Origin of the sequence: Massilia sp. 9096 (assembly GCF_000745265.1) — a bacterium.
In the GTDB taxonomy this organism is placed as follows: Bacteria; Pseudomonadota; Gammaproteobacteria; order Burkholderiales; family Burkholderiaceae_D; genus Telluria.
In genome coordinates this window covers 13529-32331 of record NZ_JQNN01000001.1, presented here as the reverse complement: position 1 = coordinate 32331, position 18803 = coordinate 13529, and the positions used below count along the sequence as shown (strand labels likewise).

Annotated in this window: 17 protein-coding genes; 9 read left to right on the top strand and 8 right to left on the bottom strand. The window is 65.8% G+C overall.

Going from position 1 to position 18803, the window contains the following annotated elements; translation table 11 throughout:
- Window positions 1-33: 33 nt before the first annotated feature.
- From FA90_RS00140 to FA90_RS00100, 9 genes are all read left to right on the top strand, one after another.
- Window positions 34-1221 carry a flagellar hook protein FlgE gene (locus FA90_RS00140; RefSeq protein ID WP_036164572.1) on the top strand — a complete coding sequence of 396 codons (1188 nt, stop codon included), beginning with the start codon at window positions 34-36 and terminating at the stop codon, window positions 1219-1221.
- Complete coding sequence (locus FA90_RS00135; protein ID WP_036164570.1) at window positions 1221-1949, top strand: flagellar basal body rod protein FlgF; 729 nt, start codon at window positions 1221-1223, stop codon at window positions 1947-1949. The genes FA90_RS00140 and FA90_RS00135 overlap by 1 nt, the downstream gene beginning before the upstream one ends.
- Before the next feature lie 31 nt (window positions 1950-1980).
- A complete protein-coding gene (gene flgG / locus FA90_RS00130) occupies window positions 1981-2769 on the top strand; it encodes a flagellar basal-body rod protein FlgG (RefSeq protein ID WP_197065212.1) in 789 nt (262 codons plus the stop codon).
- Between the two features lie 5 nt (window positions 2770-2774).
- A complete protein-coding gene (gene flgH, locus FA90_RS00125; protein ID WP_036164565.1) occupies window positions 2775-3449 on the top strand; it encodes a flagellar basal body L-ring protein FlgH in 675 nt (224 codons plus the stop codon).
- Between the two features lie 154 nt (window positions 3450-3603).
- The gene (locus tag FA90_RS00120) at window positions 3604-4647 is read left to right on the top strand and encodes a flagellar basal body P-ring protein FlgI (protein ID WP_239700956.1); all 1044 of its coding nucleotides are present in this window, start codon (window positions 3604-3606) and stop codon (window positions 4645-4647) included.
- Window positions 4647-5003 (top strand): rod-binding protein, encoded by a 357-nt coding sequence (locus FA90_RS00115; RefSeq protein ID WP_239700458.1) that lies wholly within the window; start codon window positions 4647-4649, stop codon window positions 5001-5003. The genes FA90_RS00120 and FA90_RS00115 overlap by 1 nt, the downstream gene beginning before the upstream one ends.
- 101 nt (window positions 5004-5104) lie before the next feature.
- The gene (flgK, locus tag FA90_RS00110; RefSeq protein ID WP_036164560.1) at window positions 5105-6475 is read left to right on the top strand and encodes a flagellar hook-associated protein FlgK; all 1371 of its coding nucleotides are present in this window, start codon (window positions 5105-5107) and stop codon (window positions 6473-6475) included.
- Window positions 6476-6484: 9 nt separating this feature from the next.
- Window positions 6485-7396, top strand: a complete 912-nt coding sequence (flgL, locus tag FA90_RS00105; RefSeq protein ID WP_036164557.1) for a flagellar hook-associated protein FlgL — start codon at window positions 6485-6487, stop codon at window positions 7394-7396.
- Window positions 7397-7413: 17 nt separating this feature from the next.
- Entirely contained in the window at window positions 7414-8499 is a 1086-nt protein-coding gene (locus FA90_RS00100) for a hypothetical protein (RefSeq protein ID WP_036164554.1), read from the top strand.
- A 10-nt stretch (window positions 8500-8509) separates the two neighbouring features.
- Here the strand turns inward: FA90_RS00100 and FA90_RS00095 are convergent, their stop codons facing one another.
- The 8 genes from FA90_RS00095 to rimP form a co-directional block, all read right to left on the bottom strand.
- Window positions 8510-9331: a hypothetical protein gene (locus FA90_RS00095; protein WP_156116520.1), complete on the bottom strand. Its 822-nt coding sequence runs from the start codon at window positions 9329-9331 to the stop codon at window positions 8510-8512.
- 122 nt (window positions 9332-9453) lie between these two features.
- Window positions 9454-11289 carry a translational GTPase TypA gene (typA, locus tag FA90_RS00090; protein ID WP_036164549.1) on the bottom strand — a complete coding sequence of 612 codons (1836 nt, stop codon included), beginning with the start codon at window positions 11287-11289 and terminating at the stop codon, window positions 9454-9456.
- 219 nt (window positions 11290-11508) lie between these two features.
- Window positions 11509-12072, bottom strand: a complete 564-nt coding sequence (locus tag FA90_RS00085) for a hypothetical protein (protein WP_036164546.1) — start codon at window positions 12070-12072, stop codon at window positions 11509-11511.
- Between the two features lie 89 nt (window positions 12073-12161).
- Window positions 12162-13088, bottom strand: coding sequence for a tRNA pseudouridine(55) synthase TruB (truB, locus tag FA90_RS00080; RefSeq protein WP_036164544.1), 927 nt, complete (start codon window positions 13086-13088; stop codon window positions 12162-12164).
- Window positions 13085-13540 carry a 30S ribosome-binding factor RbfA gene (rbfA, locus tag FA90_RS00075; protein WP_051971272.1) on the bottom strand — a complete coding sequence of 152 codons (456 nt, stop codon included), beginning with the start codon at window positions 13538-13540 and terminating at the stop codon, window positions 13085-13087. Before rbfA ends, truB begins: the two co-directional genes overlap by 4 nt.
- Before the next feature lie 101 nt (window positions 13541-13641).
- Window positions 13642-16539, bottom strand: coding sequence for a translation initiation factor IF-2 (infB, locus tag FA90_RS00070; RefSeq protein WP_036164541.1), 2898 nt, complete (start codon window positions 16537-16539; stop codon window positions 13642-13644).
- A 101-nt stretch (window positions 16540-16640) separates the two neighbouring features.
- Window positions 16641-18206, bottom strand: a complete 1566-nt coding sequence (gene nusA, locus FA90_RS00065) for a transcription termination factor NusA (protein WP_036164538.1) — start codon at window positions 18204-18206, stop codon at window positions 16641-16643.
- Window positions 18203-18691 carry a ribosome maturation factor RimP gene (gene rimP / locus FA90_RS00060; RefSeq protein WP_036164535.1) on the bottom strand — a complete coding sequence of 163 codons (489 nt, stop codon included), beginning with the start codon at window positions 18689-18691 and terminating at the stop codon, window positions 18203-18205. Before rimP ends, nusA begins: the two co-directional genes overlap by 4 nt.
- Between the last annotated feature and the right edge of the window lie 112 nt (window positions 18692-18803).

Genomic DNA, 18803 nt, shown 5'->3' with positions numbered 1-18803 from the left:
TCTAGTATTCAACAAGACTAATCAGGAATCGACATGAGCTTCGACATCGCACTCTCCGGCATCCAGGCCATCAACGAGCAGCTGGAAACCGTCTCCAACAACATCGCCAACGCCGCCACCTACGGTTTCAAGGAAGGCCGCGCCAACTTCGCCTCCGTCTACGCCGGCACCAAGGCCAACGGCGTGGAAGTCGGTTCGATCACCCAGAACATCGGCCAGAACGGCAGCACCACCACCACCGGCCGCGCGCTCGACGCCGCCATCGACGGCCGCGGCTTCTTCGTCAGCCGCGACACCCAGGGCGGCCTGAGCTACTCGCGCGTCGGCATCTTCTCGACCGACACCCAGGGCTACCTGATCGACAGCAACGGCGGCCGCGTGCAAGGCTACGGCAAGTCGGTCAACGGCGCGCTCGGCGCGATGGCCGACATCCAGGTGCCGACCGGCCAGATCCCGGCCGTGGCGACTACCAGCATCGCCTACGTCGGCAACATGTCGACCGACTGGCAAAAGCCGGCCACCGGCTTCGACTCGACCAAGCCGGAGACCTACAACATGGTCAAGCAGTCGGTGGTCTACGATTCGCTCGGCAACCAGCACACCCTGTCGCAATATTTCGTCAAGGCCGACGCCAGCAACGTCAACGTCTACTACTCGCTGGACGGCGCCACCGCCACCGCGAGCGCCACCCCGGCCCAGCTGACCTTCAACAACCAGGGTGCGCTCACCGGCGCCACCAACACCGGCATCGCCATCCCGGCCGCCAACGGCGCGGCCGCGGGCAACGTGAGCCTGAGCTACACCGGCACCACGATGTTCGCCGGCGACGCCACCACCACCACCAACCGCAGCGACGGCTATGCCTCGGGCGCGTTCGTCGGCGTCTCGCTGGACCAGAGCGGCGCCCTGGTGGCCAAGTACAGCAACGACCAGTCGCAGACGGTCGGCACCGTGACCATCGCCAGCTTCGCCAACGAAGGCGCGCTGACCGCGACCAGCAACACCAGCTGGACCGCCAACGCCAGCTCCGGCGCCGCGCTGTACAACCCGCCGGGCGTGGGCCTGTCGGGCAAGCTGACCACCGGCGCGCTGGAAGGCTCGAACGTCGACATCACGTCGGAACTGGTCGGCCTGATGACCTCGCAGCGCAACTACCAGGCCAACTCGAAGGTGCTGACCACCGAGAGCCAGATGATGCAAGCCCTGATGCAGGCCCTGTAATGGACAAGCTGATCTTCACCGCGGCCACCGGCGCCGAACGCCTGCTGCGCGCGCAGCAGGTGCACGCCAACAACCTGGCGAACATCGACACCACCGGTTTCCGCGCCAGCCTGGAAGCGGCCGGCACCGCGCAGCTGGGCGGCTACGGCTTCGACGACCGCCAGCTGTCGACGCTGCAGGCCGACACCGTCTCGACGCGCGCAGGCGCGATCCGCGAGACCGGCCGCCCGCTCGACGTGGCGCTGGCCGGTCCCGGCTACCTGGCGGTGCAGTCCGGCGACGGCGAAGCCTACACCCGCTCGGGCGAAATCGAGATCGGCCCGGAAGGCGCGCTGTCGGTGCACGGCCATGCGCTGATGGGCGAAGGCGGCCCGATCACGCTGCCGCAGCACACCGCGGTGGAGATCGCGGCCGACGGCACCATCTCGGTGCTGACCGAGGGCGCGACCCAGATGCAGGTGGTCGACCGCCTCAAGCTGGTGAACGCCGAAGGCGCCGAGCTGACCAAGAACCAGGACGGCCTGCTGGTGCCGCGCAACGGCGGCGACCTGGCGGCCGACCCGGCCGTCACCCTGCGCCCGCGCGCGCTCGAGGGCAGCAACGTCTCGGCGGTCGAGGAAATGGTCGCGACCATGAGCCTGAACCGCAGCTTCGAAATGCAGATGAAACTGTTCAAGGCGAGCGACGACATGAACGCCACCGGCAACAAGCTGATCAGCGGTTCCTGACCGGCCCACGTAAAGAACAAGGAGAGAAAACATGAATCCCGCAATGTTGATTGCCAAGACCGGCGTGCAGGCGCAGGACGCGAAACTGCAAGCCATCGCCAACAACCTGGCCAACGTGAACACGGCCGGCTTCAAGCGCGACCGCGTGGTGTTCGCCGACCTGTTCTACCAGGTCGACAAGCAGCCCGGCGCCCAGACCGCCGACAACACCGTCTCGAACGGCACCCAGCTCGGCAACGGCGTCGGCATCGTCGGCACCCAGAAGGTGTTCACCAACGGCACCATCCAGACCACCGGGCAGTCGCTCGACGTCGCCATCACCGGCAACGGCTTCATCCAGGTGCGCCGTCCGGACGGCACCCCTGCCTACACCCGCGCCGGCCAACTGCAGGTCGACCAGAACGGCGTGCTGGTCAATTCCCAGGGCCTGCCGCTGGTCCCGCAGATCACGGTCCCGAACAACGCCCTGTCGGTCACGATCGGCGACAACGGCATGGTCAGCGCGAACGTGCCGGGCGCGGTCGCCCCGACCGAACTGGGCCAGCTGACCCTGACCACCTTCGTCAACCCGGCCGGCCTGCAGGCCCTGGGCGACAACCTGTACCAGGAAACCGCAGCCAGCGGCACCCCGAACGAGGGCAAGGCCGGCGACGGCGGCGCCTTCGGCAAATTCAAGCAGGGCGCCCTGGAAGGCTCGAACGTGCAGGTGGTCGAGGAAATGGTCGACATGATCGCCGCCCAGCGCACCTACGAGATGAACACCAAGGTGCTGTCCGCCGCCGACAACATGCTGCAATACCTGTCCCAAGCTTCCCGCTAATGACTATGAAACGCATCGCCACCGCGGCCGCTCATGCAATCACTGCGGCACTTATCTTGAGCGGCTGCGCCTCGCGCGTCCCGCTCAACAGGCCGGTCGTCGAAGACGACGCCCTGGCGCTGCCGAAAGCCCAGGCGCCGCGCGCCGGCATTTCGGGCGGCGTGTTCTCCGCCGAGACCGTGTCGCTGACCTCGGACCAGCGCGCATTCCGCGCCGGCGACGTGGTCACCGTGCTGCTGCAGGAGACCACCCAGTCGAGCAAGAAGGCCGGCACCAGCTTTTCCAAGGGTTCGTCGGCCTCGGTCGCGCCGCTCGGTGTGCTCGGCAAGACGTTCGGGCGCACCGGCGTCAGCGCCAGCGCCGACCGCAGCTTCCAGGGCGACGCCACCAGCACCCAGCAGAACGCCCTGAGCGGCGCGGTGACGGTGCTGGTGCAGGAAGTGCTGCCCAACGGCCTGCTGCGCGTGGCCGGCGAGAAGCGCCTGCAGCTGAACCAGGGCGAGGAATTCCTGCGCATCAAAGGCTATGTGCGCGCCGCCGACATCGACAACCTGAACCAGGTGTCCTCGCTGCGCGTGGCCAACGCCCGCATCGCCTACTCCGGCCAGGGCACCCTGGCCGACGCCAACTCCCCGGGTTGGCTGACGCGTTTCTTCACCGGTCCCTTGATGCCGTTCTAAGCCCGAATTGACCCGAACCGACATGCCCCGATTCTTCCGTCCCGCTTCCCTCGCCGCCGCCCTGCTGCTCGCCGCCGGCGCCCACGCCGCGCCCGCGGTGCCCAAGCAGAACGCCGCCGCCACCGCGGCGGCCGCCGCCGCCGCCGACCTGCAGATGCGCACCCAGCCGCTGCGCAACCTCGCCAGCGTCGAAGGCGTGCGCGAAAACCCGCTGGTCGGCTACGGCCTGGTGGTCGGCCTGAACGGCAGCGGCGACTCGACCCAGGTCAAGTATTCGAGCCAGTCGGTGGTCAACCTGCTCAAGCAGTTCGGCGTCAAGCTGCCGGACGGCGAAGACGCCAAGAACAAGAACGTGGCGGCCGTGATGGTCTCGGCGGTATTCCCGCCCGGCTACCGCCGCGGCCAGACGATCGACGTCACCGTGTCCTCGCTGGGCGACGCCAAGAGCCTGCGCGGCGGCACCCTTCTGCTCACGCAGCTGCGCGCGGCCGACAATGAAGTGTATGCGCTGGCGCAGGGCAACCTGGTCATCGGCGGCCTGTCGGCATCGGGCAAGAGCGGCTCCTCGGTCACGGTCAACACCCCGACCGGCGGGCGCATCCCGAACGGCGCCATGGTCGAGCGCGAGATCCCGACCGACTTCGCCACCCGGCCGCAGGTGCGCCTGCAGCTGCGCCACCCGAATTTCGACACCGCGACCAACGTCGTCAACGCGATCAACCGCCGCTTCGGCGAGATCGCCACCACCGCCGACGGCAGCAGCGTCGAAGTGGTCGCCCCGGCCAATCCGACCGAGCGCGTGGCGTTCGTCGCCAAGCTGGAAAACATGCCGGTCGAAGCCGGCATGGAGACGCCCAAGGTGGTGTTCAACTCGCGCACCGGCACGGTGGTCATTTCCGACGGCTTGCGCGTGAAGTCGGCCGCGGTCACCCATGGCTCGCTCAAGGTGGTGATCTCGGAGAGCTCGGCGGTCAGCCAGCCAGGCCCGCTGTCGAACGGCCAGACCGCGGTGACGCCGCAATCGAAGGTCGCGGTGGACCAGGGTTCGGCCAAGATGTTCCACTGGCCGGCCGGCGCCAAGCTGCAGACCATCATCGACGTGGTCAACAGCCTTGGCGCGTCGCCCGACGACATCATGGCGATCCTGCAGGCGCTCGACCAGGCCGGCGCGATCGAGGGCGAACTGGTGGTGATCTGATGCTCGATAAACTCAATTTCATGGCGCCGCAGACCGGCGCCGACGAGTCCAAGGCAGCCATCACCCCGGCCGCGCCGGCAGTCCCGGACCCGGCCACCGCCAAGGTCACCAAGGCCGCGATCGACTTCGAGAGCTTCTTCATCTCGAACATGCTGCACCAGATGCGCGAGACCCAGCGCACCATCGCGCCCGAGGACAGCCCGTACAAGGACAAGGTCAACCAGGACATGCAGGACATGGCCGACAACGTCCTGGCCGGGAGCATCGCCAACCAGCGCGCCTTCGGCATCGCCGACGCCATCCTCAAGCAGATGCTGCCTTCGGCTGCGGCGCACGAACCGAAAACATCGACTTGATCAATTCGGACTTAATAAAGCCGAAAGAACGGTCGCCTTGTATTGATGAGGCGCACCGTTCCCTGTAGAGCGCCTGCCCAGCCCCCACGATAAAGAACACCATGAGCATCCTGAACAACGCCCTGACCGGCGCCCTCGCTTCGCAAGTGGCCCTGTCGGCCAGCAGCCAGAACATCGCCAACATGCAGACCAAAGGCTACACGCGCCAGTCGGCGGTGCTGACCGCGGTCGCGCCTGCAGCCGGCTCGGCCGGCGCCGGCAATGGCGTGCACGTGACCTCGCTGATGCGTTTTTCGGATGACTACAAGACCCAGCAGCTGTGGCGCACGGGATCGGAACTGGGCGCGCGTTCGCAAACCCAGCCCTACATGACCCAGCTGGAACAGGTGATGGGCGACGACAGCTCGAACCTGTCGAGCGGTATCGACCAGTTCTTCGCGGCGATCAACGCGGTGGCCGGCGTCGACCCGACCTCGACCCCGCTGCGCCAGCAGGTGGTCACTGCCGGCAACCTGATGGCCCAGCGCTTCAACAGCCTGAACAACGTGTTCGGCGCCCAGATCCAGTCGATCAGCCAGCAGCGCGCCTCGCTGGTCGACCAGGCCAACGCCTCGATCGCGACGATCGCTTCGCTCAACACCCAGATCGCCAACGCCAACGCCACCGGCAGCAACGCCTCGAGCCTGATGGACGCGCGCGACCAGGCGATCGACAGCCTGTCGAGCCAGATGTCGCTGGAAGTCAGCAACCAGCCGGACGGCACCCGCGACGTCTCGCTCAAGGGCGGCCAGGCGCTGGTGCTGGGCGGCGTCGCGGCCAAGCTGTCGGTCACCGGCGGCAGCAGCCAGAGCTTCAGCATGACCTTCGCCGGCACCAGCTTCGACATCGACCCGACCAAGGCCGGCGGCCAGCTCGGCGGCCTGTCGACCTACCTGCAGGGCACCCTGCAGCCGCTGCAGCAGGGCGTGACCGACATGGCCCAGCAGATGGCCGCCAAGATCAACACGCAGCTCGGCGCCGGCAAGACCATGGACGGCCAGCCCGGCAAACCACTGTTCGTGTTCAACCCGGGCAGCACCTCGAACATGCTGCAGGTCGCCGACGGCTTCCAGGCCGGCGACCTGGCCTTCTCCAGCGACGGCACCCCGGGCGACACCGGCAACCTGCAACAGCTGGTCGCGATCAAGGGCCAGACCCTGAGCGTGACCGGCCTGGGCAACGTGCTGGTCAGCGACGCCGACACCCAGCTGGTCGGCAAGCTGGCCGTCGACAGCCAGCAGAACAAGGCGGCGCTGGACACCGCGCAATCGATGCGCGACCAGGCCACCAGCGACTGGCAGTCGACCAGCGGCGTCAACCAGGACGAGGAAGCGGTCAACCTGGTCGAATACCAGAACATGTATCAAGCCAATATGAAAGTGATGTCGGTGGCGAATGCGCTGTTCGACGCCACCTTGCAAATGATGGGTTAAGGAATCACCATGCGAATCTCGTCCAGCCAATACCAGGCACTGATGACCCAGTCGCTCGCGCAGAACCAGGAGCGCATTACTTACGTCACCCAGCAGATGGCCAACGGCAACCGTATCCAGCTGCCGTCCGACGACCCGGTCGACAGCGTGCGCCTGTCGCGCCTGAAGCGCGAAGAAACCGCGATCGACCAGTACCGCAGCAACATCAGCGCGGTCAAGCAGCGCATGTCGAAAGACGAAGGCTACCTGCAGAACATGGTCGACGACATGAATTCGGGCCGCGACCTGCTGGTCTGGGCCGCCGACGGCTCGAACACGCCGCAGGACCTGAATTCGATGGTGACCTCGCTGTCGTCGCTGCGCGACAGCCTGCTGTACACCTCCAACACGCTCGACCAGGAAGGCCGCTACACGTTTTCCGGTACCGCGACCGCAACCGCGCCGATCGCCTACGACAAGAACGCCGCGCTCGGCACGCGCTACAGCTATGCCGGCAACGCCAACAGCCAGACCGTGGTGGTCGGCAACGGCATCACCCAGACCGCGAACCAGAACGTGCAAGGCATGGAAAAGCTGCTCAACCAGCTCGACCAGACCATCGATGCGCTGTCCAAGCCGAACGTCAACCCGAACGACCCGGCCGTGCGCAGCGTGGTCGGCAACGCCCTGAACGGCTTCGACAGCGCGATGAACCTGTTGTCGGGCAAAGTCGCGGTCCTGGGCGGTCAGCAAAACATCCTGGATACGATCGATTCGAATCACGAAAACGTCAGCCTGTCGAACAAGACGGCGATCAACGACATCGGCCAGCTCGATGTCGGCGCCGCCGCGATCGAATTGAACGGCTACCAGACGGCGCTGCAGGCCAGCTACAAGGCCTACAGCAAGATCGGCAACCTGTCCCTGTTCGCAGCGCTCTGAACGCTGCCCTCGATTCGATGGAAACCACACTTCGCCCCAATACCAGCGCCGGCTTGTCCGGCGCCACGATCGGCCCCGCCGTCGCCACCAAAGCGCCCGCGCGCCCGGCCGCGGCGCAACCGGCCAGCAACGCGCCGGACAATGCGTCCGCCGCATCGCCCGCCAACGCGGCCCAGGCGGCGCCGCTGCGCAGCAAGGCCACCTCGGTCGACGGCGGCCTGCAGGACCAGGTCGCGCGCGCCCAGCAGGCGGTGGATTACCTGAACCGCATCGCCAGCCAGCTCGAGTCGCTCAAGGGCGAGCTGACCGCCAAGCTGACCGGCGCCCGCAGCGCAATGCAGACCGGCTCCGCTTCCGCCGCGGCATCCGCCTCCGCCTCGGCCTCCAATGTGCGCCAGCAGCTCGAGACCCAGGTGCGCCAGCTGACGGCGACCCTGAACGCGCGCAAGCAGACCGCCGGCGGCAGCGTCGACGCCAACCTGAGCTACACCCCCGAGCCGGCCGTGCAGAAGTTCCGCATCCGCGAGCTCGACCTCGACAGCCTGCAGCAGAACGCGCCGCAGACGTTGGCTTTCTCGGTCGGCGGCGTCGGCGGCCCGCAGACCTCGGTGACGATCCAGCCCGACCAGTCGAGCGACGAGGCGGCGCGCGCGATCGACCGCGCGCTGGCGCCGATGGGCGTGCGCGCCGGCGTCGACGAGCGTGGCGCGCTGGTGTTCTCGACGCCCGAATCGAACTGGCCGGCGGTCAAGGACAGCATCGCCGTCAGCGGCCGCGGCAAGGTCACCGCCGACGAAGTCCCGGCCAGCCCGGCGCCGCAGCAGTGGAGCACCGCGAATACCGACGCGCTGCGCCAGAACCTGCGCGAGGTGGTGCAGGCGCTGGAACGCGTGCGCCAGTCGCAGGCCGCCGCCAGCAATGCGCTGGCCGCCGCCACGGTCGAGGTGGCGTCGTCCGAGACCCCGCCGCCGCAAGTCGAACTGGCCGCCCAGGACTTCGCCAGCGCGGCATCGAACACCGACTACGACTCGCTGCTGGCGCTGACCTCGGCGCTGGTCGGCGTCAGCCGCGAGCGCGTGGTCGCGCTGCTGGGCCTGCGCTAGACCATGCCGCTCAACGCGGCTTGATCGTCAGCGTCGCCGCGCGCAGGTCGATGTCGCGGATCGCGGCGCTGCCGAAGCCCGGTCCCGGCTGGCTGCCGACGCGGATGTTGTGGAAGCTGATCTCGCCGATCGAACTGGGCACCTTGAGCGTCACCGCGCCGTCCTTGCCGACGCTCGCCACCGAGTTCCCGGCGTCGTAGCTGACGTTGCCGACCGAGATGTCGGCCGACAGCAGCAGCGTCAATGGATTCAATACCTGGGCCAGGTCGCCCAGCACCTTCACCCCGCCGTCCGGCAAGCCATGCCGGACCGCCGCCTGGCTGGCGGCCTGCGCCTCCCTCGCCGAGATCACGTCCAGCGCCTGCAGGCGCAGCTCGGCTTGGCGCGCCTGCTCGCGCAGCGCGTTGGTCATCGCGGCGTCGGCCGCCCCCGCCGCGCCGGCCCCCGGCGCTTCGTCCGGCCGCCTCTGGGCCGTGACCGCACCCAACGCCTGTTCCGACAATGGCTGCGCGCCGAATCCGCGCGCCGACACTGACGCCGACGTGGACGCCGACACCGCCGGCGCGCCGGCCGCCGCCGCGCAGGCGTGCAGCGGCCCCAGCAGGGTCGTGGCCAGCGCCGCCGCCATGCGCAGCCTGCGCTGGCGCCGGATCGCGCCGCGCACCTGCGCCTGGGTGATCAGTTTCATGTCGGCCAGGATCTCGCCCAGCCGGCGCCCGCTTTGCCCCTGGGCCAGGATCGCGGCCTCGAGCTGGGCGTGCGAGATCAGCTGCTTCTCGACCAGCAGGCGGCCGAGCCGGGTCTTGTCCGGGGTCCGGTCATTCGAATTCATCTGCATTTCCGTTTCGCTGCTTGAACCTGCTCATTGTCCCACCGATCGGGTCGAAAAAAAACCGCCGGCCTGCGTATCGCAGGCGGCGGTTTTTCGTGGCGCAGGCGGGATGCCGGCGAAGCTTATGCGGCTTCGCGGCTGGCCTTCTTGCGCTCGTGCTCTTTCAGGTGACGCTTGCGCAGGCGGATGCTCTTCGGGGTGATCTCGACCAGTTCGTCGTCCTCGATGAATTCCACGGCGTATTCCAGCGACATCTGGATCGGCGGCACCAGGCGCACGGCTTCGTCGGTACCCGACGAGCGCACGTTGGTCAGCTGCTTGCCCTTGATCGGGTTGACGACCAGGTCGTTGTCGCGCGAGTGGATACCGATGATCATGCCCTCGTACACCGGCGTGTTGTGCTCGACGAACATGCGGCCGCGGTCCTGCAGCTTCCAGATCGCGTAGGCCACGGCGGCGCCGTCGTCCTGCGAGATCAGCACGCCGTTACGGCGGCCGGCGAGTTCGCCCTTGCTGTTGTCGACCGGTGCGTATTCGTGGAACACGTGGCTCATCAGGCCGGTACCGCGGGTCAGGGTCATGAATTCGCCCTGGAAACCGATCAGGCCACGGGCCGGGATCAGGTATTCCAGACGGACACGGCCCTTGCCGTCCGATTCCATGTTCTGCAGGTCGCCACGGCGGCGGCCCAGTTCTTCCATCACGCCGCCCTGGTTGGCTTCTTCGACGTCGACGGTCAGGTTTTCATACGGCTCGTGACGGACGCCATCGACCATCTTGAAAACCACGCGCGGACGCGACACGGCCAGCTCGAAGCCTTCACGGCGCATGTTTTCCAGCAGGATGGTCAGGTGCAGCTCGCCGCGGCCCGACACTTCGAACACGGTATCGTCCGGGGTCGGCAGCACGCGCAGCGCCACGTTGGCCTTCAGTTCGCGCTCGAGACGCTCGCGCAGCTGGCGGCTGGTGACGAACTTGCCTTCGCGGCCGGCCAGCGGCGAGTTGTTGACCATGAAGTTCATGGTCAGGGTCGGCTCGTCGACGGTCAGCATCGGCAGCGCTTCCGGGGTGTCGGCAGCGCAAACGGTCGAACCGATGCCGATTTCTTCGATACCGTTGATCAGGCAGATGTCGCCGGCGACGGCCTCGTCGACCAGCACGCGCTCCAGGCCCTTGAAGTTCAGCACCTGGTTGATGCGGCCCTTGATCGGGGTCGAATCAGGTCCGTTCAGGACGACCACATCCTGGCCGGTCTTGACGCGGCCACGGTTGACACGGCCGATACCGATCTTGCCCACGTAGGACGAGTAGTCCAGCGAGGTGATCTGCATCTGCAGCGGACCGTCCGGGTTGTCGTCACGCACCGGCACGTATTTCAGGATGGCGTCGAACAAGGGCTTCATGTCGCCGCTGCGCACGTCTTCGGTCAGGCCGGCATAGCCGTTCAGGCCCGAAGCGTAGACGATCGGGAAGTCCAGCTGCTCGTCGTTGGCGCCCAGCTTGTCGAACAGTTCGAAGGTCTGGTTGATCGCCCAGTCGGCGCGCGCGCCCGGACGGTCGACCTTGTTGACGACCACGATCGGCTTGAGGCCCAGGGCCAGCGCCTTGCGGGTCACGAAGCGGGTCTGCGGCATCGGGCCTTCCTGGGCGTCGACCAGCAGCAGCACCGAGTCGACCATCGACAGGACGCGCTCGACCTCGCCGCCGAAGTCGGCGTGGCCCGGGGTGTCGACGATGTTGATGTGGGTGCCTTCGTACTCGACTGCGCAGTTCTTCGACAGAATCGTGATGCCACGTTCCTTTTCGAGGTCGTTCGAGTCCATCACGCGGGTGTCCACCGCCTGGTTTTCACGGAAGGTGCCGGATTGACGCAGCAGCTGGTCCACGAGAGTGGTTTTGCCGTGGTCAACGTGGGCGATGATTGCGATATTACGAATCGCGCGTTTGGTGTTTGACATATGCGTATTCAACAGAGAATGTTGCGTGATGGTCGGCGACGTCGGCCTCGCCGAATGCCGGAACCCGCTAGTATAGCACGCTTGTTTCGCATGCTGCTTTGCAGCGGAAGGAAAAGTCTTGAGATTTCAACGATTTGCCAAGCTTAGCGGCGAAATGTTGAAGCTTGATGACCGCCGCGGATCATCTTCCACGGCAATATGGGACGTTTCCCGCCGGTTTCAAGAGGCCACTTGCACAGCATGCGGCCGCAGCGCCCAGGCAGCGCTCAGCCACAGGATCAGGCCGGCGCCCAAAAAGCCGACCGGCGAGCGCGGCCCGGCCAGCAGCGGATACCCGATCGCCAGCGCCACCATCGCGCTGCCGGTGAAGTAATGCATCGGGTTGCGGAACACGACGGCGAGCGGATAGAAATGCAGGCCGACGATGCCGATCGCCATCGGGATGATCCAGGCGCCATGGCCGGTATTGCCCAGCACAAGGCCGAGCCCGACGATGGCGATCCATTGTGCCGAGTTCACGATGTTGAAGACGCGGCCGGCGCGGCGCCGCTCCGGTGAATCCTTGAACCGCGCAGCCTCCGGCGCATCGCGGCGGTAGCGCTGCATGGCTACGGCAAACAGGATCGCCGCGACGATGACGATCGCCGCGAACCACCCCGCGCCCGCATGCACGCCGCTGGCCCAGCCGAACAGCCAGACGGCGCCGAATACCGAGAAAAACATGGCGCCGGTGCCCCGGTTGCCCAGCCGCGCATCGGCCTTCGTGAACTGCATCGCTTGCATGGAGCGGCTCCTGTTGACGTGAGGATAACTGTTCCGATTCTGGCTCAGGCCGTGCGGATGGGCAATCTTTTTATGCGTGGCGTGTGGCGTCAAGCCGGCGGCGCATTGGCGATCAGCCGCTCCGGCTGCAGCACGCCCCACTCCTGCAGGATGGCGGTGCCGAGCAGTTTGTTTTCCAGATAGACGCGCACCCTGCCCTGCTGGTCAGGCAGCGCCACCGGTTCGCGGTTCAGGGCCAGGCGCTGGCCGTTCTGGAAGCGTTTGGCCAGCTCGGGCGTGAGTTCCAGTCGCGGGAAGCTCGAGAGCAATGCGTCGACCGGCGCCAGCAGCGACAGCGGATTGTCGTGCGCCTGCAGCTGTTCCAGCGTCACCATGCCGGTGATGCTCAGGCTGCCGACGCCGATGCGGCGCAGCTGGTTCAGGTGCGCGCCGCAAGCGAGCGCGGCGCCGATGTCTTCGCCCAGCACGCGGATGTAGGTGCCTTTGCTGCAGGTCACGCGGATGGTCAGGAACGGCGCCTCGTAGTCGAGCATCTCGAGCGCGTGGATCGTCACCGGGCGCGCCTCGCGCTCGAGCGTGACGCCCTCGCGCGCGTACTCGTACAACGCCTTGCCGTCGCGCTTGAGAGCCGAATACATCGGCGGGATCTGCATGATCGGGCCGCGGAATTTTGCCAGCGCGGCTTCGATCTGTTCGACCGTGACCTCGACCGGGTGGGTGGCGACGGTCTCGCCTTCGGTGTCGCCGGTGGTCGTGGTCACGCCCAGGTGCACCTTGGCCAGGTAGGTCTTGTCGGCTTCCAGCAGGTCTTGCGAGAACTTGGTCGCTTCGCCGAAGCACAGCGGCAGCAGGCCGGTGGCGAACGGGTCGAGCGTGCCGGTGTGGCCGGCCTTCTTGGCATTGACGATGCGTTTGACCTTGATCAGCGCATCGTTCGAGGACAGGCCGACCGGCTTGTCGATCAACAGCACCCCGTCGACCAGGTCACGGGGCTTTTTCGGGGGCCGCGCGTTCACTCGGCGTCTACGCCGTTACCGGCCGCGTCGGCTTCGGTATCGCCCTTGCCTTCGACCTGGGCGCGGGTCTCCTCATCGTCCAGCGCGCGGGTGGCGTTGGCCTGGTCGATCAGGGCCGACATCGCCAGGCCGCGGCTGGTCGACGTGTCGTGCACGAAGTGCAGCTGCGGCAGCGTGTGGATATGCAGGCGCTTGCCGAGCAGGTTGCGCAGGTAGCCGGCCGCCTTGCTCAGGCCTTCCAGGGTCTGCTTGACCTCGTTCGGGCCGTCCTTGAGCAGAGTGAAATACACCTTCGCATGCGCGTAGTCCGGGGTCAGCTTGACTTCGCTGATGGTGACCATGCCGACGCGCGGATCCTTCAGCTCGAAGGCGATCAGTTCCGACAGGTCCTTCTGGATCTGGTCGGCCACGCGCAGGCCGCGCTGGGGAATGCTTTTGCTGTGTTTTGCCATGTTGTTGTTTTCTACTGCCAAAAAAATTGGGGCCAGTCGCCCTGCGCCGTGGCGCGAGCTCCTGGCCCCTCGATGCTACTCCGATTGGCGAAGCGCGGTAATTACAGCGTACGCGCCACTTCCTGCACTTCGAACACTTCCAGAACGTCGCCGACCTGGATCTCGTTGTAGTTCTTCAGCGACAGGCCGCACTCGAGGCCGGCGCGCACTTCCTTGGCGTCGTCCTTGAAGCGCTTGAGCGAATCGATCTCGCCGGTCCAGACCACGATGTTGTTGCGCAGCAGGCGAACCGAAGAGGTGCGCTTGACGACGCCGTCGGTGACCAGACAGCCGGCAATCGCGCCCACCTTCGACACCAGGATGACCTGGCGGATTTCGACCTGGCCGGTGACGTGCTCGCGCTTTTCCGGCGCAAGCATGCCCGACATCGCCGTCTTGATCTCGTCGATCGCATCGTAAATGATGCTGTAGTAACGGATGTCGACGCCGTTCGTCTCGGCCAGCTTGCGCGCCTGGGCGTCGGCACGGGCGTTGAAGCCGATGATGACTGCCTTCGACGCGGTCGCCAGGTTGACGTCCGACTCGGTGATGCCGCCCACGGCCGCGTGCACGATCTGCACCCGCACTTCCGAGGTCGACAGCTTCTGCAGCGAACCGACCAGCGCTTCCTGCGAACCCTGCACGTCCGTCTTGACGATGAGCGGCAGGTTCTTGACTTCGCCTTCGGCCATCTGGTCGAACATGTTTTCCAGCTTCGCTGCCTGCTGCTTGGCCAGTTTCACGTCGCGGAACTTACCTTGACGGAACAGTGCGATTTCACGCGCCTTGCGCTCGTCGCCCATGACCATGACTTCTTCGCCGGCACTCGGCACTTCGGTCAAGCCCTGGATCTCGACCGGGATCGACGGACCGGCTTCGGTCACCGATTTGCCGTTTTCGTCCAGCATCGCACGGACGCGGCCGAACGACGAACCGGCCAGCACGACGTCGCCGCGCTTCAGGGTACCCGACTGCACCAGGATGGTCGCGACCGGGCCGCGGCCCTTGTCCAGACGGGCTTCGACCACCAGGCCACGCGCCATCGATTCGACCGGCGCCTTCAGTTCCAGCACTTCGGCTTGCAGCAGCACGTTTTCCAGCAGGTCGTCGATACCCTGGCCGGTCTTGGCCGACACCGGGACGAACGGCGACTCGCCGCCGTATTCTTCCGGCACCACGCCTTCGGCGACCAGTTCCTGCGTCACGCGGTCGACGTTGCCGCCCGGCTTGTCGATCTTGTTGATCGCCACGACCAGGGGCACGCCGGCCGCTTTCGCGTGGGCGATCGCTTCCTTCGTTTGCGGCATCACGCCGTCGTCGGCCGCCACCACCAGGATGACGATGTCGGTGGCTTTCGCACCACGGGCACGCATCGCGGTAAAGGCTTCGTGACCCGGGGTATCCAGGAAGGTGACCATGCCGCGCGGCGTATCGACGTGGTAGGCGCCGATGTGCTGCGTGATGCCGCCGGCCTCGCCCGCTGCGACCTTGGCGCGACGGATGTAGTCCAGCAGCGAGGTCTTGCCGTGGTCGACGTGACCCATGACGGTCACGACCGGCGCACGCGGCTTGGCCTCGAACTCGTGATGATCGGCTGGATCGGTCAGCAGCGCTTCCGGATCGTCGACGGCGGCCGGGAAGGCCTTGTGGCCCATCTCTTCCACCACGATCATCGCGGTTTCCTGGTCCAGCACCTGGTTGATGGTGCACATCTGGCCCAGCTTCATCAGCTGCTTGATGACTTCCGACGCCTTGACCGCCATCTTGTGCGCCAGTTCGGCCACGGTGATGGTTTCCGGCACGTAGACCTCGCGCACGATCGCCTCGGTCGGGGCCTGGAAGTTCGATTCGCGATCGTCGTGGCCGCTACGACGGCCGCCACGGCCGCCGCCTGCCCGCCAGCCGTCACGGCCGCCGGTGGTCGCAGCCGGGCCACGGCCCTTCATGCCGCCGCCCGGTGCGCCGCGCTTCTTGTCGTCCGACCAGGTCGAGGCCACGTTGGCCGACTTGATCGATTTCTTGTCGCCCGGCTTGGCGCGGCCGTTGGCGTCGGTGCTCGGGGCCGCCGCGCCTGCGCGCGCTTCGGCCGGCTTTTTGTCGGCCGGCTTGTGCAGCGTTGCCGGTTCCGCCGCTTTCGGCTTGGCCGGCGCGGGTTCCGGCGCCTTGATGACGCGGCGCGGCTGGGCCATCATGGCCTTGATCTGGGCCACTTCGTCGGCCACGGCCTTGCGTGCGCGCTCGGTGGCGGCAGCGCGTTCGGCAGCTTCCTTGGCGGCTTCGTCGGCCTTGCGCTTGGCTTCCTCGGCGGCAGCCTTCTTGGCTTCCTCCGCGGCGGCACGCTTGCCGTCTTCGGCGGCGCTGGCGGCGCCGGCCGAGGCGCCGGCGGTCGCTTCAGCGGCGGCCTGGGCCGCAGCTGCCGCTTCCTTGCGGGCGCGCTCTTCGCGCTCCTGCGCGTCGCGCTGGGCCTGCTCTTCGGCCGCCTTGGCCTGGGCCGCTTTCTCGGACTCGAGACGGGCCAGGCGTTCCTGCTTCTCGCGCAGTTCCGCTTCCTGGCGCGCCAGCAGCTCCTGCTGACGGCGTGCCTCTTCCTCGCGGCGTGCCTGTTCGGCAGCGTCGATCACCGGCGCGCTTGCGGCCGGTTTGGTCGTCACCAGGTCGTCACGCTGCACGAAGGTGCGCTTCTTGCGTACTTCGACCTGGATCGTGCGCGATTTGCCGCTGGCGTCAGCCTGCTTGATCTCGGAGGTTTCCTTGCGGGTCACCGTGATCTTTTTCTTTTCACCCTGGTCCGCGGCGCCGTGGGTACGGCGCAGATGGTTCAGCAGCTTATCCTTATCATCTTTGGACAAGGGATCTGACGTCGAACTTTTGTCGACGCCGGCGGAACGCAGCTGCGTCAGCAGCAGATCTGCGGGCATCTTCAGTTCGGTGGCAAATTGGGCTACGTTGTTACTCGCCATTCAGTCCTCTTTTCTATGTGTCGCGAGATGATAAAGAAATTTGCTTGCTTAATAAAGCGCGAAAGACCGGAATCTTATTTCCCGGTCTTTTCGCGGATTATTTATGCCTTGGCCGTTTCCACCTGGCTCCAGGCTTTCGCCTGCAAGGCCTTGGCCCGGTCGTCGTATTTCGAATCGACCAGTTTCATCTCATCGTCGGTCACATCATTAAATTCATTCTTGATCAGATCACGGGCACGATCGCTCGGCAAGGCCAGGATGGCGCCGAACTCGTCGTAGGCCAGGCCCGCGAATTGTTCCAGAGTCTTGATGCCGGCGAGACCAAGCTTGCCGGCGGTGGTGCGGTCCATCCCTTCCAGGTTGGCCAGCGATTCGTCCATGCCCTCGAGGCCTTCCTCGGATGCGATCGCCTCGGTCACCAGTGCGTCGCGTGCGCGGGTGCGCAGCTCGTTGACGGTGTCTTCGTCAAACGATTCGATCTCCAGCATTTCGGAGATGGGCACGTAAGCGATTTCTTCAAGGCTCGAGAAGCCTTCCTCGACCAGGATATTGGCCACTTCCTCGTCGACGTCCAGCTTTTCAATGAACAGCGAACGCACGGCCTGGGCTTCCTGGGCCGACTTGTTGGCCGATTCCTCGGCCGTCATGATGTTGATCTTCCAGCCGGTCAGATCGGACGCCAGGCGCACGTTCTGGCCCGAACGGCCGATCGCGATTGCCAGGTTTTCCTCGTCCACCACGACGTCCATCGCATGCTTTTCTTCGTCGACCATGATCGACGACACGTTGGCCGGGGCCAGCGCGCCGATCACGAACTGGGCCGGATCTTCCGACCACAGCACGATGTCCACGCGCTCGCCGCCCAGCTCGCCGGTCACGGCCTGCACGCGCGAACCGCGCATGCCGACGCAGGTGCCGATCGGGTCGATGCGCTTGTCGGCCGTGAACACGGCGATCTTGGCGCGCACGCCGGCATCGCGGGCGGCCGACTTGATCTGCAGCAGGCCTTGCTCGATTTCCGGCACTTCCAGCTCGAACAGCTTCATGATGAATTCCGGCGCGGTACGCGACAGGATTACCTGCGGGCCGCGCATATTGCGGTCCACGCGCAGGATATAGGCGCGGACGCGGTCGCCGATGCGCAGGTTTTCCTTCGGGATCATCTGGTCGCGCGGCAGGCGCGCTTCGATCTTGCCCGATTCGACGATCGCATCGCCGCGCTCCATGCGCTTGATGGTGCCGGTGACCAGCGCGTCGCCGCGCTCCAGGAAGTCCTGCAGGATCTGCTCGCGCTCGGCGTCGCGCACGCGCTGCAGCACGACCTGCTTGGTGTCCTGGGCAAAACGGCGGCCGAATTCGACCGACTCGATCGGTTCTTCGATGTATTCGTCGACTTCGATGTCCGGAATCTGTTCCTTGGCTTCGAAGTGCAGGATTTCCTGGTCGGGCAGCTGCAGGCCGGCCTCGTCGGGGACGACGTGCCAACGGCGGAAGGTTTCGAACTCGCCGCTGTCGCGATCGATGCTCACGCGGATGTCGACCTCGCCCTCGTAGCGTTTTTTGGTGGCTTGCGCCAGCGCGAACTCGAGGGCGCCAAAGACGACCTCTTTATCGACATTCTTTTCGCGCGCAAGCGCATCAACCAGTAACAAAATTTCGCGACTCATGCTTTGCGACTCCTAAAATCCACCTTTGGCACCAGCCGTGCCTTATCGAGTTCGGCCAGCGTAAATTCCAACAACGCCAGGCCGTCCTTGCTTTCAAATTCCAATCCGATCTTGTCGCCTTGCGGGGCATGCAGGATGCCCGTGTAGGTCTTGCGGTTCGCGCTGCCGGGTGTGGCCACGCGCAGCTTGACCGTGCATTCGCTGCCGGCAAAGCGTTCGAAGTCGGCCAGGGTGCGCACCGGACGGTCCAGTCCGGGCGACGACACTTCCAGGCGCTCGTAGTCGATATTTTCAACCGTCAACAAGTGCGACAGCTGGTGGCTCACCGTGGCGCAATCTTCGACCGAGATCAGTCCTTTTTCGTCCGCCACCGCCGCCGGGAAATCGATGAACACGCGCAGGATGCCTCGCTCGGCACGCTCGATGTCGACGAGTTCGTAGCCCAGTCCGCTGACTGTCTTGGCGATCAAATCAAACAACTGCACGGATATTCTCCAGCTCACGGTCCGATGCCGGACCCTTAAAACGATTCAACAAAAAAAAAATGGGCAACTGCCCATCTTTCCGTATCCCAACCAGATGCAGGTTCTGACTCGA

Coding starts and splice junctions, on each gene's coding strand:
- FA90_RS00120 (WP_239700956.1), top strand. CDS start 3,604: ATGCGCACCCAGCCGCTGCGCAACCTCGCCAGCGTCGAAGGCGTGCGC.
- FA90_RS00085 (WP_036164546.1), bottom strand. CDS start 12,072: ATGCAAGCGATGCAGTTCACGAAGGCCGATGCGCGGCTGGGCAACCGG.
- FA90_RS00095 (WP_156116520.1), bottom strand. CDS start 9,331: ATGAATTCGAATGACCGGACCCCGGACAAGACCCGGCTCGGCCGCCTG.
- nusA (WP_036164538.1), bottom strand. CDS start 18,206: ATGAGTCGCGAAATTTTGTTACTGGTTGATGCGCTTGCGCGCGAAAAG.
- flgL (WP_036164557.1), top strand. CDS start 6,485: ATGCGAATCTCGTCCAGCCAATACCAGGCACTGATGACCCAGTCGCTC.
- rbfA (WP_051971272.1), bottom strand. CDS start 13,540: ATGGCAAAACACAGCAAAAGCATTCCCCAGCGCGGCCTGCGCGTGGCC.
- FA90_RS00140 (WP_036164572.1), top strand. CDS start 34: ATGAGCTTCGACATCGCACTCTCCGGCATCCAGGCCATCAACGAGCAG.
- flgG (WP_197065212.1), top strand. CDS start 1,981: ATGAATCCCGCAATGTTGATTGCCAAGACCGGCGTGCAGGCGCAGGAC.
- FA90_RS00100 (WP_036164554.1), top strand. CDS start 7,414: ATGGAAACCACACTTCGCCCCAATACCAGCGCCGGCTTGTCCGGCGCC.
- flgK (WP_036164560.1), top strand. CDS start 5,105: ATGAGCATCCTGAACAACGCCCTGACCGGCGCCCTCGCTTCGCAAGTG.
- FA90_RS00115 (WP_239700458.1), top strand. CDS start 4,647: ATGCTCGATAAACTCAATTTCATGGCGCCGCAGACCGGCGCCGACGAG.
- flgH (WP_036164565.1), top strand. CDS start 2,775: ATGAAACGCATCGCCACCGCGGCCGCTCATGCAATCACTGCGGCACTT.
- infB (WP_036164541.1), bottom strand. CDS start 16,539: ATGGCGAGTAACAACGTAGCCCAATTTGCCACCGAACTGAAGATGCCC.
- typA (WP_036164549.1), bottom strand. CDS start 11,289: ATGTCAAACACCAAACGCGCGATTCGTAATATCGCAATCATCGCCCAC.
- FA90_RS00135 (WP_036164570.1), top strand. CDS start 1,221: ATGGACAAGCTGATCTTCACCGCGGCCACCGGCGCCGAACGCCTGCTG.